Raw genomic sequence first — 14,371 nt, 5'->3', positions numbered from 1 at the left:
CCGGACGTTCGTGAGGTGCATCGAGTTCCTTCGGTCGACTGTGTCATTAAATACAGTCGTCCGACATGTTCACTCGACAAAGTCGCATATAGGTTGGTCGGCGACTGCTGGAGTGCAACGAAAGGCACGCTCATGACTCAGGTGTCCGTAGGCGCGGCGCGGGCGATCCCCGAGCGCCCCCCGCTGCCCCTCGTAGGCCACGCGTTCAACATTCCCGCGGGCGCGGACGGCCTGGCCTACCTGTTGAAGGAGTTCAGGGAATTCGGACCCGTGTACCGGCTGCGCATCTTCGGGAGGGACACCGTCATGATCGGCGGTCTGGACCTCGTGACCGAGCTGTCGGACGAGACCCGCTTCCGCAAGCACGTCCACGCCGACCTGGTCGAGGTCCGGGCCCTGGCCGGGGACGGTCTGTTCACCGCGTACCACCACGAGCCGAACTGGCGCAAGGCCCACGACATCCTGATGCCCGCGTTCTCGCTCGGCGCGATGCGCAGCTACCACGCCCCGATGCTCGAGGTCGCCCGTTCGCTGATCGGCAAGTGGGACCGGCTGGCCGGTGTGCAGTCGGTGGACGTCCCCGACGAGATGACGCGGCTGACCTTCGACACGATCGGCCTGTGCGGCTTCGGCTACGACTTCGAGTCCTTCCGCCGCGACGACCTGCACCCGTTCGTCGAGGCGATGGCCCGGGCCCTCGTCTTCGCCCAGGAGAAGGGCGAGTCCATCCCGGGCTCCGAGCTGTTCAAGAGGAAGAAGGTCGAGCAGTTCCGCGAGGACGTCGACCTGATGACGGACCTCGTCGACGACGTGATCAGGGAGCGCCGCGCCTCCGGCGACACCGGCACCGACGACCTGATGGGGCTGATGCTGCACACGAAGGACCCCGTCACCGGCGAGCCGCTGGACGACGTCAACATCCGCCACCAGGTGATCACCTTCCTGATCGCCGGCCACGAGACCACCAGCAGCGCGCTCTCCTTCGCCCTGTACTACCTGACCAAGCACCCCGAGGTGCTCGCCCGGGCCCAGGCGGAGGTGGACGCCCTGTGGGGCGACACCGACTCCCCGGACCCCCAGTACGGTGACATCGGCAAGCTCGCCTACATCCGCCAGGTGCTCAACGAGAGCCTGCGGCTGTGGCCGACGGCGCCCGCGTACGCCGTCGAGCCGATCGAGGACACCGTCATCGGCGACAAGTACCCCGTGCGCAAGGGCGAGTCGCTGATGGTGATCACCTCGGCCCTCCACCGCGATGCGGCCTGGGGGGAGAACGTCGAGCTGTTCGATCCCGAGCGCTTCACCCCCGAGCGGGAGGCGGCCCGCTCGGTCCACGCCTTCAAGCCGTTCGGCAACGGCGAACGGGCCTGCATCGGGCGCCAGTTCGCGCTGCACGAGGCCACCCTGCTGCTCGGCCTGCTGGTGCACCGCTACCGCCTGATCGACCACACCGACTACCAGCTGAAGATCAAGTCGACGCTGACCATCAAGCCCGACGGATTCAGCCTGCGGCTCGCCCGCCGCACCGACGACGAACGGCGTCTGCCCGCCGCGGCGGCGGCGGACTCCGCCGCGGGCCGGACCGCGGCCGTGACGCGCCGGGCCAGCGGCACCGCGCTGACGCTGCTGCACGGCTCCAACCTCGGCACCTGCGCCGGCATCGCCCGCGACCTCGCCACGGACGGCGAGGAGCACGGCTTCGCCCCGACCGTCGCCTCCCTCAACCAGTACACGGAGAGGCTGGCCGGCTCCGAGGGGCCGGTCGTCATCGTCGCCGCCTCCTACAACGGTCGCCCGACCGACGACGCCGCCGAGTTCGTCGCCTCGCTGGAGAACCTCGCCCCCGGCTCGCTCACCGGGCTGCGGTACGCCGTCCTCGGCGTCGGCGACCGCAACTGGGCGGCCACCTACCAGCGGATCCCCACCCTGATCGACGAGCGTCTGGCCGCCGCCGGCGCCGTCCCGCTCCTGGAACGCGGAAGCGCCGACGCTTCCGGTGACTTCGGCGGAGTGGTCGACCAGTGGACGGAAGACCTGCGGAAGGCGCTCCTGGACGAGTACGGCGAGGTGATCGCCGGTGAAACGGCCGGCCCGGCACCGGAGGCGCAAGGGGAAGGGCTGTACGAGCTGGAGGACACCTCGGAGTCGGTCCTCGGCGGTCTCGCCGAGCGCCACGGCGTCCAGCCGATGGAGGTCCTCGAGGCGTACGAACTCGTCGACACCGACCACGAACTGGGACGCTCCAAGCGGTTCCTGCGGCTCCGGCTGCCCGAGGGCGTCACCTACCGCACCGCCGACCACCTGGCCGTCCTCCCGAGCAACCCCGAGGACCTCGTCCAGCGCGTCGCCGACCGCTTCGGCCTCGACCTGGACCGCACCGTCCGGCTGCGCGCCCGCCGCCGGAGCCGGGGCGCCCTGCCCGTCGACCGGCCGCTGACCCTGCGCCGCCTGCTCACCGACTTCGTCGAGCTCCAGGACGCGGCCACCCGGGAACAGGTCGCCTTGCTCGCCGAGCACACCGCCTGCCCGCCCGAGAAGCAGCCGCTCACCGCATTCGCCACCGCCGATCCGGAGACCTTCCGGGAGCACGTGACCATGGCGGGGCTCAGCGTCCTGGACCTCCTGGAGCGCTACCGCGCGTGCGAGCTGCCCTTCGAACGCTTCCTGGAGCTGCTTCCGGTGCTGCGTCCCCGGCACTACTCGATCTCCTCGTCGGCCGCGGCCCGGCCCGGCGAGGCCGACCTGATGGTGTCGCTGCTCGCCGCGCCCCACCGGTCGGGGGAGGGCACCTTCCGGGGCATCGCCTCGCACTTCCTGCAGACCGTGAACGCGGGTGACGTGATCCAGGCCCGGGTCCTGCCGTGCAGCGAGTCCTTCCGCCTCCCCGAGGACACCTCCGTACCGGTGATCCTGGTCAGCGCGGGCACCGGCCTCGCGCCCTTCCGCGGCGCGGTCCTCGACCGCCACCACACCGGCTCGACCGGCACCCTGCTCTGCTACTTCGGCTGCGACCACCCCGACGTGGACCACCTGCACCGGGAGGAGTTCGAGGCCGCGGAGGCGGCCGGCGCCGTCAGCATGCGCCCCACGTTCATGCACGCGCCCGAGAACGGCGCCCGCTTCGTCCAGGAGCGCATCGCCCGCGAGAGCGAGGAGGTGTGGTCGGTCCTGGAAGCCGGAGGCCGCGTCTACATCTGCGGCGACGGCCGCCGCATGGCCCCCGCCGTACGGGATGCGTTCATGGCGATCTACCGCGAGCGGACCGGCGCGAGCGACGAGCGGGCCGTGGCCTGGCTCGCCGCGCTCGTCGGATCCGGGCGCTACGTCGAGGACGTCTGGGCCGGCTGACCCTCGCGAGCGGGCGACATGCTCGTGGGCGCACCCGGGAAGGTGCGCCCACGAGCGTTTTCGCGTCGTGTCAGGCCATCGACACGTCCGGGAGGTGGAGGTCCCCCTTGGCCAGCGCCACGGTCGAGGCCACGAGCGCCCTGAGCCCCGTCCGCTCGGTGGCCTCGTCCGGCAGACACAGGAGGACCTGCATGGTGAGTCCGTCGAAGCCGGAGAGGAAGAACCGGGCCACCGTCTCCGGGGACTCGGCCAGTTCCTGCCCCGTCCTCTCCGCCGTCTCCGTGATCACCTGCGCGGTCACCTCTATGACCCGCCGGTAGTGGCTCTGCCGGGCCTCGCTGAGACCGGGCACGCGCAGGGCGAACATGGTCAGCTCGCTGAGCAGCTGGTGGTGTGACGACGGCTCGCGCACGGTGCCCCAAAGGGCCCCCGCCAGGGCGCTGAAGGTCTCCTCGAAGCCCGCGTCCTCCGGCGCCGCCCGCTGCACCTGTGCGACCAGCTCGTCGGTGATCTGGTCCATGACCGCGCGGTACAGGTCCTCCTTCGTCCCGAAGGTGTAGTGGACGGTGGCCTGTGCGACACCCAGCTCCGCGGCGATGGCACGGGTGCTTCCCGCGGCGACGCCCTCCCGGGTCATGAGGTCGATGGCCGCCTTGATCAACTGGGGGCGGCGCTCCGCCGCGGAAACATGAGCCATACGCCCAGTGTATCGACTTGGTCGATCGATCAAGTCGGTTCGGACCAGGCCTCACGTTCCTTCGGCGGCCGCCCCGCTGCCCGCGGGGAGGGCCTGCTCGGCCCAGATGACCTTTCCCTCACGGCCGTGTCGTGCGCCCCAGCGTTCGCTGAGCTGGGCCACCAGGAGCAGGCCGCGGCCGCCCTCGTCGAAGATCCGGGCCCGGCGCAGATGCGGTGCGGTGCTGCTGGCGTCGGAGACCTCGCAGGTGAGCGTCGACTGGAGGACCAGTCGCAGCTGAACGGGGCTCTTGCCGTAGCGGATCGCGTTCGTCACCAGTTCGCTGACGACCAGCTCCGTGGTGAAGGACAGCTCCTCCAGCCCCCAGGCCGTCAGGACGTCGGACGCGAATCCGCGGGCGCCGGACACGGCTGCCGGATCGGACGGGAGGTCCATCGTGGCGACGTGGTCCGGGTCGAGGGCGCGGGTCCGGGCGACGAGCAGAGCGACGTCGTCGGCGGGACGGCCGGGCAACAGCGCGGTCAGCAACCGGTCGCAGGTCTCCTCCAGCGATTCCGGCACCGAGGCGAGGACATCGTGCATCGTGGCGAGCCCGAGGTCCACGTCACGCCTGCGGCCGGCGATCAGCCCATCGGTGTGCAGGACCAGCAGGCTGCCCTCCCGCAGTTCGAACTCGGCCGTCTCGAAGGGGAGTCCGCCCAGACCGAGAGGCGGACCGATCGGTACCTCGGGCAACTCGACCACACCGGTGGTCCGGGCGGCCTCACCGGGGGTCGAGGGGGGCACCACGGTCGGCGGGAGGTGGCCGGCGCTGGCGAGGGAGCACAGGCGGGAGACGGGGTCGTAGATCGCGTACAGACAGGTGGCGCTGGTCTCGTCCCCGTCTCGCGACTCCTCGCGCTGCATCCGGATGACCACGTCGTCCAGATGGGTGAGGAGTTCGTCGGGCATGAGATCGATGTCGGCGAAGGCACGGACCGCTGTGCGGAGCCGGCCCATGGTGGCGGCGGCGTGCAGGCCGTGACCGACGACGTCGCCGACGACGAGCGCGACGCGGGCCCCGGACAGCGGGATCACGTCGTACCAGTCGCCGCCCACGCCCGCGCCGGACCCGGCGGGCAGGTAACGAGAGGCCGTTTCGACGGCCGCCTGTTTCACCGTGTGCCGCGGCAGCAGGGTCCGCTGGAGGGTGAGCGCGGTGGAACGCTCATGGGTGTACCGGCGGGCGTTGTCGATGGACACCGCTGCCCCCGAGACGATCTCCCGCGCCAGCAGGAGGTCGTCGTCGTCGAAGGGGGCCGCGGTGCGATGGCGCGCGAACTGCACCAGGCCGAGGGTGTCTCCGCGGGCGTGCAGGGGCACGAGGAGAACCGAGTGGAGGCCGAGGTCGCGCAGCACTCGACCGTGGGACTCCGACGGCGCCATCCACGTGGGCGTCCCGGCCCGCGCGGTGCGGTGCAGGACGGGTCGTCCGACGGCCAGTGCGCGCAGCGGTTCCGAGCCGTCGGGGTAGGAGTGGGTCTCACCGGTGTGGAGCAGGGACTCCGGACAGCCGTCGAGGACGGAGCGCTGGGCGACCCGGCGCTGTGTCGGAGACTCTGGCGAACCCGTACCCGTTTCGTCGAGGACGGCGTCGAAGAGGTCGACGGTGACGAGGTCGGCGAAGTCCTCGGTGCAGACCTCCGTCAGCTCCTCCGCGGTCCGGGTGACGTCGAGCGTGGTCCCGATCCGCTTGCTCGCCCTGTTGGTGAGGGCGAGCCGACGCTGCAGCAGGTGGTCGCGCTCCTCCTGGTAGGCGGCGACGACCTCTTCCGAGGACCGGTCCACGTAGGCGAAGCCGATCGTGACCAGCCTCATCGAGGCCAGGTGGATCATGTGCCAGTCGCCGGTGAGGCGGGGAGCTTCGGCCTGGATCTGTTCGAGCAGGCTGAGATGGCCGAGCCGGTAGGCACGGAGGAGCCGGCTCACCGGGATTCCCCGGCGGGCGTAGAGGCGGGCGATCTCCAAGGCGACCGGAGGAGCTTCCGGCGCGCTCGCACCGGGGTCGGTTTCCAGGAGATCCAGAAGAGCGGTGACGTGCTGGGCGGTCTCCTCCAGGGTCAGGGCCGCGATGTCCGGGTCCTCCCACAGCTCGGGGAGTTCGCCGTTCAGGCGCTGGAGGAGCAGGGTGGCCAGCTTGTTCACCTCGGGTCTGAGGTGACGGGCCAGCTGACCAAGGAACGCATCGACATCGGTTCCCATAGTGCGAATGTACGGGAAAGCCATGGCGTGCGCTCCTCGGACAACTGTGGCAGCCTCTGATCGGTCCGGCTCTCAGAGACCGAGGTAGTCGCCCAGGTCGGCGTAGTCGACCTGCCACAGGCCGGGAGAGCCCGTGGGGTACTGGGAGCGGAAGCCGAGCATGCGCTGGACGCGCGGCGAGAGCGTCTTGGCGAGTTCCCTGTCGACGAGGAAGGGGTACGCCTCCTCGCCGGTGAGGAAGCCCGCGTTGAACGTGAAGGCGAGACCCCGCCGGTACTCGTCGCCGGTCCGGTTCGCCCCGCCGCCGTGCGCGACCTTGCCGTTGATCAGCAGGACGTCTCCGGCGTTCATGACCGCGGGAATCGTCTGCTCGGGAGTCCCCCGGTCCTCGAAGTCGCTCCAGTGGTTGCTCCCGGGGATGACGCGGGTGGCGCCGTTCTCCTCCGTGAAGTCGGTCAGGGCGACCAGGAAGTTGATGGTCACTTCGGGTCCCGCGGGCCCCATGCCGATGAACGGGTACCAGTTCTCCAGGTCGCGGTGGAGCATCTGCGCCTGGTTGCCGGGGCCGATCTCGATGACCTGTGCGGTGGTCATCCAGTACGTGCCCGACTCCTGGAGGAAGACCAGGTCGCTGATCTCGTGGACCAGGGGGTGGTCGATGACCTCGCTGCGGAACGTGGCGCTGTGCGTCACCAGGTTCGTGAGGCGCTTGGTGTTGCTGCCGTGGAACGCGGCCACGATCTCGTTCTCGTGGGTGGACCCTGGGGCGAGTGCCTGCAGCGGCGACTCGATCTCGGCGTTGAAACGGGCGATCTGCTCCTGCGTCAGGAAGCTCTCGATGACGACGCCGCCGTCGCGGGTCACGATCTTGAGGATCTCTTCCGCCGACGTGTCGTTCGCCACGGACGTCAGGGCCTGGGCCTTCTTCTGTGTCGTCATGTGCGTCCTCTTCCTCGATCTGGATCACGGCTGATCGACCGCTCGATCAGCCGCGGGCGTTCCGTCTTCTCGGGTCTCGCACGCGTCGTCCTCGCGACGGTCGGGTGGGTTCGACGGTCATGGCGTTTCCGCGGTGTTCATGTGGTGGTCGTCCCACTGTCGCCAGCCGGGGCCGCGGGCGAGAACGACGGCGGGCACCTGCTTCACCCGGGCCCGGTGCACGATGCACAGGCCCGTCGCGGGCACGGCGGAGCCATCCGCTCACGACGCTCCCGTCGGAGTCGATGCGCGCCCGGGGGCGTCACGGTCAGGAGTCGGTCCCGACGCCGTGTGCCGGTGGCGTGTGGTCCGCTCCCAGGGACGTGCGCTCCCGAGCCATCCGAGGAGGAAGGCGGCCGGGACGGAGACCAGCCCGGGGGTGTGGAGCGGGAACAGGTTGAAGTCCTGCTCCGGCAGCAGCGCGTATTTCGTTCCGGACACGGAGGGTGAGGCGAGGGTCAGGAGGGCGCACAGGGACAGCCCCCCGTAGACGAGCCACAGCAGCCCCCGGCGGTCGAAGCCGGTCCAGAGGAAGGAGTAGACGAGCGCGGGGAACACGCAGGAGGCCGCGAGGCTCAGCGAGAAGGCGAGGAGGAACTCGATGGGGTAGCGGTGTACGGCGGTGGTGAGGAGGAGGCTCACGGCGCAGAGCGCGACGACGGACAGCCGCAGGACCGCCGGCTCCCCGATCCCGATCCTGGCACGGCCCCTCCGCCCGATCAGGTCGCGGGTCACGGAGACGGCGGCGGCGAAGGTCACGCTCGCCACGGCCGTGAGGACGGCGAGGAAGGCGACACAGGCCACGAGGGTGATGAGCACGACCCGGCCGGTGGAGTGCTGGGGGAGGAGCTCCGAGGCCAGGAGGATCGGGGCCCCCTGTCCCCTCGTGTTGACCGCCCCGATCCGTCCGCCGCCCACCACCGCGGCCGCGGCGAAGCCGGTCGTGATCAGGAGCAGGTAGAAGACGCCGGTCAGCCCCACGGCGACGCTCAGCGAGCGCCGGGCGGCGGGCACGTCCCGGCTGGCGCTGACGCGCAGGAGCAGGTGGGGCATCATCGCGGTGCCCAGGATGACGACGATGTGGTCACTGAGCGTGCCGAGCGTCCCGAGGCCGGCGGTGTGCGTCCACAGGCCGGGACCGAGGTACCCGTCCGGCGACATGCTCTTGTCCACGGCGGCCGACAGGAGGGATCCAGGACTCCAGTCGAACAGGCGGAGCGCCAGCAGGGACACCGCGGCGAGCGTCGCCAGGGCCACGGGCACCTTGACGGCCTGGATGAAACTGGTGCCGCGCAGATCGGCCACTCCTGCGAAACACGTGATCAGGAACCCCATCAGCACCGTGCACACCACCTGGGCCCGCTCGCTCGGCATGCCGATCAGAAGAGCGGCCGTGATGCCGCCGGCACGCAGTTGGACCATGAGCAGGGGCACGGCGATGCACAGGGTCACCACCGCACCGGCGATCCGTGTTCCCGGCCCCTCGGCACGCAGGGAGAACAGCTCGCCCAGGGTGTAGCGGCGGGTCGCGCGGATCCTGGAGGCGAGGAGCAGGAAGACGCCGAGGGCGAGGGCGCTGTCGACGGCGGTCGAGACGCCGTCGTAGCCGAAGAGGGCGATCGCTCCCGGCAGCGAGACCAGAAGGACGACCGTGATCTGTTCTCCCGCCATGGCGACGCCGTTGAAGACGGGCGGGAGGGACCGGCCGGCGACGTAGAGGCGTTCCGGGTCGTCGTCCTGCGTGGCGAGCGTGAAGACCCACAGGAGACAGAGGCCGACGAAGACGAGGAAGGCGCTGATGACCGCGCCCCTCGCGGCGGTGCCGATGAGATCGGGCGAGCCGACGCTCAGGAGGTGCGTCGTCACCACGCGCCCCCGGCCGACGAGGCAGAGGTCGACGCCGGCTCACCGGAGGACGCGGCCCGGCTCTCGTACCACCAGGTCGCGCCGATGAGGACGACGAGCTGCGTGAGCGCCCATCCCACGGCGAGGGTGAGACGTCCGTACACGGAGATCTCTCCGAGGGACGTGGAGCAGGAGAGCAGCACGCCGACGGCGAGCGGCACAGCGTTGACGGTGGCCAGGACCCGTGTGTCGCGGGGCGAAGGTCGGGAGGGGGCGGAGGGCACGTTACCTCTCTCTGAGGAGAAGGAGGACGGAGACGAGAAGGTCAGGTGTGCTTGCCACCGCGCGGGGGCGAGCAGGAGGGCCCGGCTGCGGCGAGGTCGGTGAGGACACCCGTACGCGGGCGCGTCGGGTGTCAGCGGCGGATGGGCGCCGTCAGGCTGGCGTACTGCCCGGCCCGCTCCAGGAGCCGGGGGACACCCGTTTCGAGCGACGGTCCGAAGACCGTGTCGTTCGGGCGCTCGCCACGCCGCCAGCGGGTGTGGATGGCCTCGCAGAAGATCGCCGCCTTCCACAGGGCGAGGGTCTGGTACCAGGGCAGCGGGGTCAGGTCGAGGCCCGTGCGGTGCTGGTAGCGCTCTGCCAGCTGGCGCTGGGTGAGGTAGCCGGGCGACCGGGTCACCCGGGTGAGTTCGAGCGGGGTGGCGGGGTTGCCGGCCTCGGACCAGGTGGCGGTGAGGTACCCCAGGTCCGCCAGCGGGTCGCCGAGGGTGGCCATCTCCCAGTCCAGGATCGCGAGGACCCTGGCCGGCGCCTGGGGGGCGAACATGAGGTTGCCCGTGCGGTAGTCGCCGTGCACCACCGAGGCCGCCTGGCTCGCCGGCAGGTTGCGGGCGAGCCAGTCCGCGATGCGCTCCACCGCGGGCAGGCTGCGGGTGGTGTTGACCTCCCACAGGCCACGGAACCGGTCGACCTGGCGACCGAGGTATCCCTCGGGGCGGCCCAGGGAGGCGAGTTCTCCTTCGGTCACGTCGATGGCGTGCAGGGTGACGAGGGTGTCGACGACGGCCTCGCTGGTGGCCCGGCGCTGTGCGGCGGGGGAGAGGTGGGGCGGGACGGTGTCGGTGACGACCGTTCCGTCGAGCCGGCCCATGAGGTAGAACGGCACCCCCAGGAGCGACTCGTCCTCGCACACCGCGAGGATCTCCGGCACCGGCACCCCCTGCCCGCCGAGGATCTTCTGGATGCGGGCCTCGCGCACCATGTCGTGCGTCGACTTCGGGAGCGGCGGCCGCGGGCCGCGGCGCAGGACGAGGGACTCGCCGCCGCGCTCGATCAGGTAGGTGATGTTGGAGTGGCCGTCGCCGATGCGCTGCCACGCGAGCGGTCCGCTGCCGATGCCGTGGGCGTCGAGGAAGCCGGTGACCGCGTCGAGGACCAGGAGCGGAGGGCTGTCGAGGCGGCGGGCCTCCTCCCCGCTCGCGACGACCTCCACGCCGTCGGGAACGCTGTGCATCACGCGTCCCCGTCCCGGCCGACGACGGCGTCGCCCCGGTACGGCTCACCGGCGCGGACCTCGGCGCTGCGGCCGGCCGAGGCCCGACGGGCGATGGCCCACCGGTGGGTCTCGTTGGAGCCGTCGTAGATGCGGAACGGGCGGACCTCGTTGAGGTACTGCGCCAGCGGGAGCCCGTCGGAGACCCCGTCCCCGCCGCAGATCTGGATGGCGCGGTCGACCACCCGGAAGATGGCCTCCGAGCAGTGGACCTTCGCGATCGACGACATCGCCGAACCCGCCTTGGGGTCGGCCTGAAGCAGCGCCGCGGTCCTGGTGATGATCGCGTCGGACGTCTCGATGTCGATGACCGACTCGGCGATCAGGTGCTGGGCCAGGCCGAGGGAGTCGATCGGGCCGCCGAACAGCTCCCTCTTCCCGGCCCGGTCCAGCGCGATGTCCTGGGCCCGGCGTGCAAGGCCCAGCCACCGCATGCAGTGCGTGAGACGGGCCGGTCCGAGCCGTACCTGGGCGTAGCGGAAGCCGAGGCCCACCTCGCCGAGCACGGCCTCGTCGGGGACGAAGCAGTTCTCGAGGTACAGGTGCGGGTGGCCGCCGTCGATGGAGCGGTCGACGGTGTGGATCGCCTCGCCGACCCGGATGCCGGGGTTCGTCATGTCGACGAGGAACATGGTGGCCCCTTCCGGGGAGCCGTCCAGCGCCGGGGTCCGTGCCATCACGATGCAGAACCCGGCGCCGACCGCGCCGCTGGTGAACCGCTTGTGGCCGTCGACGATCCAGCCGCCGTCGGTGCGCACGGCCGTGGTCCGCAGCGCCGCCGGGTCGGATCCGGCTCCGGGGTGGGGCTCGGTCATGCCGAAGCAGGACCGGATCTCTCCTGCGGCCAGAGGCGCGAGGTAGTGCTTCTTCTGCTCCTCGGTGGCGATGAGGTTGAGCATGTGCATGTTCCCCTCGTCGGGGGCCATGCAGTTGAGCGCGCTGGGGCCGATCGGCGAGTAGCCGGCCTCCTGCAGGACCGGCGACCAGTGCGCGATGGGCAGGCCCTGCCCGCCGTACTCCTTCGGCACGAGCGGCGCGAAGACGCCGGCCTCCTTCGCCGCCGCCTGCAGCCGGTCACGGGTGGCCCGGTCGAGACGTCCGCCCGGCGCGGGTTCAGCGTCGACGACGACCTCGCGGACGAACCGGCGGGTGCGGTCGCGCAGCTCCGCGACCTCGGGCGGAAGATGAGGGAAAGTCATGGCTGTCCTTTGTCGGGTGAGCGCGGTTTACGCGGTGCCGCCGGCGACCGTGAGGCCACCGTCGACGGTGAGGATGTGACCGGTGACCCAGGAGGAGTCCTCCGAGGCCAGGTAGGCCACGGCGGAGGCGATGTCCGACGGGACGCCGAGGCGTCCCAGGGGGTACTCCGCGGCCACCTCGGCCTCCTTGCCCTCGTACAGGGCTTCGGCGAACCGGGTTTTCACCACCGCCGGTGCGACGGCGTTGACGCGGACCTCCGGGCCGAGCTCGACGGCCAGGGTCCTGGTCAGGTGGGACACCGCCGCCTTGCTCACGCCGTACAGGCCGATGCCGGGCGCGGGGGTGTCGCCGGTCACCGAGGAGAGGTTCACGACGGTGCCGCGGCGGTCGGTGAAACCGAGCTTCGGGTGGGCCACCGCGTCCTGCACCCAGGCGAGGGTGGCGAGGACGTTGACCTCGAGGACCTTGCGGGCGACGTCGAGGTCCAGGCCGACGACGGGGCCGTACGCCGGGTTGATGCCCGCGTTGTTCACGAGGACGTCCAGTCCGCCGAACTCGCGTGCGACGGTGTCGAAGACCTCGCGGCGGTGCTCGGGGTCGTCCGCCCTGCCGGCGACGGTGATGACGCTGCCCCGGGGGAGAGCTGCGGCGGCCTCTTCGAGCGGCCCGGCCTTGCGCGCGGTCAGGCACACGCGCGCCCCTTCGGCGACGAGCCGTTCGGCGACGGCGAGGCCGATGCCCCGGCTCGCTCCGGTCACGATGGCGGTGCGGCCCGAGAAACGGCCCCGGTCGGTGTGGTTCTCGTTCATGGATCAGTCCTTCGGGGGCGTCGCCGGCCCGGTGCCGTCGACGCCGCGGAGCTCGGCGCGCCGGATCTTGCCGCTCTGGGTCTTGGGCAGGTCGGCGATGAAGTGGATCGTGCGGGGACACTTGTAGGCGGCCAGCCGGTCGCGGGAGAAGGCGATCAGCTCCTCCGCCGTCGCGTTCAGACCCGCCTTGAGCGAGACGTAGGCGACGACGGTCTCTCCGCGGTACTCGTCCGGCTGCCCGACGACCGCGGCCTCGAGGACCGACGGGTGCTCGTACAGCGCGTCCTCGACCTCGCGCGGCCAGACCTTGTACCCGGACACGTTGATCTGGTCCTTGAGCCGGTCCACCAGGTAGACCCAGCCCTCCTCGTCGATGACGGCGACGTCGCCGGTACGGAGCCGGCCCTCCGGCATCGTGTGGCGGGTGGCCTCGGGCTTGCCCCAGTACCCGGGCACCACCTGCGGCCCGCTCAGTTCGAGTTCGCCCTGCTCCCCGCCGGGCACCGGGGCGCCGTGCAGGTCCACGACGCGTGCCGTGAGGTGCGGCAGCGGCTTGCCGACGGACAGCGTTCCGCTCGGCAGGTGGACGGGGGCCCTGCTTCCCGGAGGCACGGCGATGACGGCGGACGTCGTCTCCGTCATCCCGTAGCCGTTGTGGAGGTAGACGCCGAACCGCTCCCGGAACCGCTCGACGGTCGCCGGCGGGATCGGCGCGCCCCCGGAGTACAGGGCCTTCACCGACGCGAAGTGCTCCGGTCCGGCCTGCGGGAGCTCGTAGATCGCGTTGTACGCCGTGATGGAGCCGATCGTGTAGGTCACCCCGTGCTCGGCGAAGGCCTCCAGGGCGACCTCGGGGTGGAACCGGCCCGCCAGGACGAGCGTGGTGTCGGTGAGCAGGGAGATCGTGGCGTTGACCACCGCGCCGGTGATGTGGAACAGCGGGGCCACGGCGAGCACGACGTCCCCGTCGCCCACCCCCATCCACGACGCGCAGGTCGCCACCACGCTCAGGACGTTGCCGTGGGTGTTCATGGCGCCCTTCGGCGGCCCCGTCGTTCCCGACGTGTACGTCAGGAACGCGACGTCGTCGCGGGTCGGCTCCACGGGCGAGGGGCCGCGGCCCTCGAACTCGCCGATCAGGGCCACCAGGTCGCCGTCCGGCGCCGGGGCGTGCCGCCCGGTCGTCGCGAAGACCCGCGGATCGTTGCGGGTCTGGTAGTCCAGCGCCGAGGTGCTGACCAGCCATCGGACCGTGCTCCCCGCCAGCGTGCCGAGCGTCTCGTGGACGTCCGCGTCCGCGCAGACGACCCCGACCGCCCCGGAGTCGTCGATGATCCGGCGCAACTCCTGGCGCCGGTACATCGGGTTGAGGCCCAGTGCCGTGGCCCCCAGCTTCCACAGGGCCAGCAGCACCAGCGCGTACTGCGGAACGTTCTGCAGGTAGATGCCGACGCGGTCACCCCGTCCGGTCCCGCGGGCCTCGAACGCGGCGGCCAGGGCGTCCGACGCCGCGTCCACCTCCCGCGCGGACAGGGCACCGTCGAAGTAACGGAGCGCCGTGCCGTCCGGATTCTTCGCCACGCGCGCCTTCCAGGCGGCCACGAGCGAGTCGGGGGACGCAGCCGACCCCTCGTCGGACCCACTGGGGAACGCGTCCCTCCGCCGACCCTCGTCCACTGTCATCTGCCGTCCTTCCCA

General features: G+C 71.2%; 10 protein-coding genes. 1 reads left to right on the top strand and 9 read right to left on the bottom strand.

All coding sequences use genetic code 11. The features are described 5' to 3' along the window. Positions 1 to 132 precede the first annotated feature (132 nt). Entirely contained in the window at positions 133 to 3,348 is a 3,216-nt protein-coding gene (locus IE180_RS09245) for a bifunctional cytochrome P450/NADPH--P450 reductase (protein ID WP_190156289.1), read from the top strand. Positions 3,349 to 3,418: 70 nt separating this feature from the next. Here IE180_RS09245 and IE180_RS09240 read toward each other — a convergent pair whose 3' ends face one another. The 9 genes from IE180_RS09240 to IE180_RS09200 all read right to left on the bottom strand — a co-directional run bounded on the left by IE180_RS09240 (position 3,419) and on the right by IE180_RS09200 (position 14,356). After that, positions 3,419 to 4,045 carry a TetR/AcrR family transcriptional regulator gene (locus IE180_RS09240; protein ID WP_190156288.1) on the bottom strand — a complete coding sequence of 209 codons (627 nt, stop codon included), beginning with the start codon at positions 4,043 to 4,045 and terminating at the stop codon, positions 3,419 to 3,421. Positions 4,046 to 4,096: 51 nt separating this feature from the next. Then, entirely contained in the window at positions 4,097 to 6,286 is a 2,190-nt protein-coding gene (locus IE180_RS09235; protein WP_444545781.1) for an ATP-binding SpoIIE family protein phosphatase, read from the bottom strand. Between the two features lie 72 nt (positions 6,287 to 6,358). Continuing rightward, positions 6,359 to 7,225: a phytanoyl-CoA dioxygenase family protein gene (locus IE180_RS09230; RefSeq protein WP_190156286.1), complete on the bottom strand. Its 867-nt coding sequence runs from the start codon at positions 7,223 to 7,225 to the stop codon at positions 6,359 to 6,361. Between the two features lie 261 nt (positions 7,226 to 7,486). Then, positions 7,487 to 9,130: a sodium:solute symporter family transporter gene (locus IE180_RS09225; protein ID WP_229860386.1), complete on the bottom strand. Its 1,644-nt coding sequence runs from the start codon at positions 9,128 to 9,130 to the stop codon at positions 7,487 to 7,489. Continuing rightward, positions 9,127 to 9,330: a hypothetical protein gene (locus IE180_RS09220; RefSeq protein ID WP_190156284.1), complete on the bottom strand. Its 204-nt coding sequence runs from the start codon at positions 9,328 to 9,330 to the stop codon at positions 9,127 to 9,129. Before IE180_RS09220 ends, IE180_RS09225 begins: the two co-directional genes overlap by 4 nt. Positions 9,331 to 9,524: 194 nt before the next feature. After that, entirely contained in the window at positions 9,525 to 10,625 is a 1,101-nt protein-coding gene (locus tag IE180_RS09215) for a phosphotransferase family protein (protein ID WP_229860385.1), read from the bottom strand. Continuing rightward, on the bottom strand, positions 10,625 to 11,863 hold the full coding sequence (locus IE180_RS09210) for an acyl-CoA dehydrogenase family protein (RefSeq protein WP_190156282.1): 1,239 nt from the start codon (positions 11,861 to 11,863) through the stop codon (positions 10,625 to 10,627). Before IE180_RS09210 ends, IE180_RS09215 begins: the two co-directional genes overlap by 1 nt. Positions 11,864 to 11,890: 27 nt before the next feature. Continuing rightward, complete coding sequence (locus IE180_RS09205; RefSeq protein ID WP_190156281.1) at positions 11,891 to 12,673, bottom strand: SDR family oxidoreductase; 783 nt, start codon at positions 12,671 to 12,673, stop codon at positions 11,891 to 11,893. A 3-nt stretch (positions 12,674 to 12,676) separates the two neighbouring features. Then, on the bottom strand, positions 12,677 to 14,356 hold the full coding sequence (locus tag IE180_RS09200) for a class I adenylate-forming enzyme family protein (RefSeq protein ID WP_229860384.1): 1,680 nt from the start codon (positions 14,354 to 14,356) through the stop codon (positions 12,677 to 12,679). Positions 14,357 to 14,371: the final 15 nt, after the last annotated feature.

The sequence above is a fragment of the Streptomyces litmocidini genome, from assembly GCF_014649755.1.
GTDB lineage: Bacteria > Actinomycetota > Actinomycetes > Streptomycetales > Streptomycetaceae > Streptomyces > Streptomyces litmocidini.
Note: the sequence above shows the minus strand (reverse complement) of the source record. Positions and strands in the feature narration are given on the sequence as shown.

Bases quoted from the DNA above. Each gene is read 5' to 3' on its own strand.
- IE180_RS09245 (WP_190156289.1), top strand. From the start codon at position 133: ATGACTCAGGTGTCCGTAGGCGCGGCGCGGGCGATCCCCGAGCGCCCC.
- IE180_RS09240 (WP_190156288.1), bottom strand. From the start codon at position 4,045: ATGGCTCATGTTTCCGCGGCGGAGCGCCGCCCCCAGTTGATCAAGGCG.
- IE180_RS09235 (WP_444545781.1), bottom strand. From the start codon at position 6,286: ATGGGAACCGATGTCGATGCGTTCCTTGGTCAGCTGGCCCGTCACCTC.
- IE180_RS09230 (WP_190156286.1), bottom strand. From the start codon at position 7,225: ATGACGACACAGAAGAAGGCCCAGGCCCTGACGTCCGTGGCGAACGAC.
- IE180_RS09215 (WP_229860385.1), bottom strand. From the start codon at position 10,625: ATGCACAGCGTTCCCGACGGCGTGGAGGTCGTCGCGAGCGGGGAGGAG.
- IE180_RS09210 (WP_190156282.1), bottom strand. From the start codon at position 11,863: ATGACTTTCCCTCATCTTCCGCCCGAGGTCGCGGAGCTGCGCGACCGC.
- IE180_RS09205 (WP_190156281.1), bottom strand. From the start codon at position 12,673: ATGAACGAGAACCACACCGACCGGGGCCGTTTCTCGGGCCGCACCGCC.
- IE180_RS09200 (WP_229860384.1), bottom strand. From the start codon at position 14,356: ATGACAGTGGACGAGGGTCGGCGGAGGGACGCGTTCCCCAGTGGGTCC.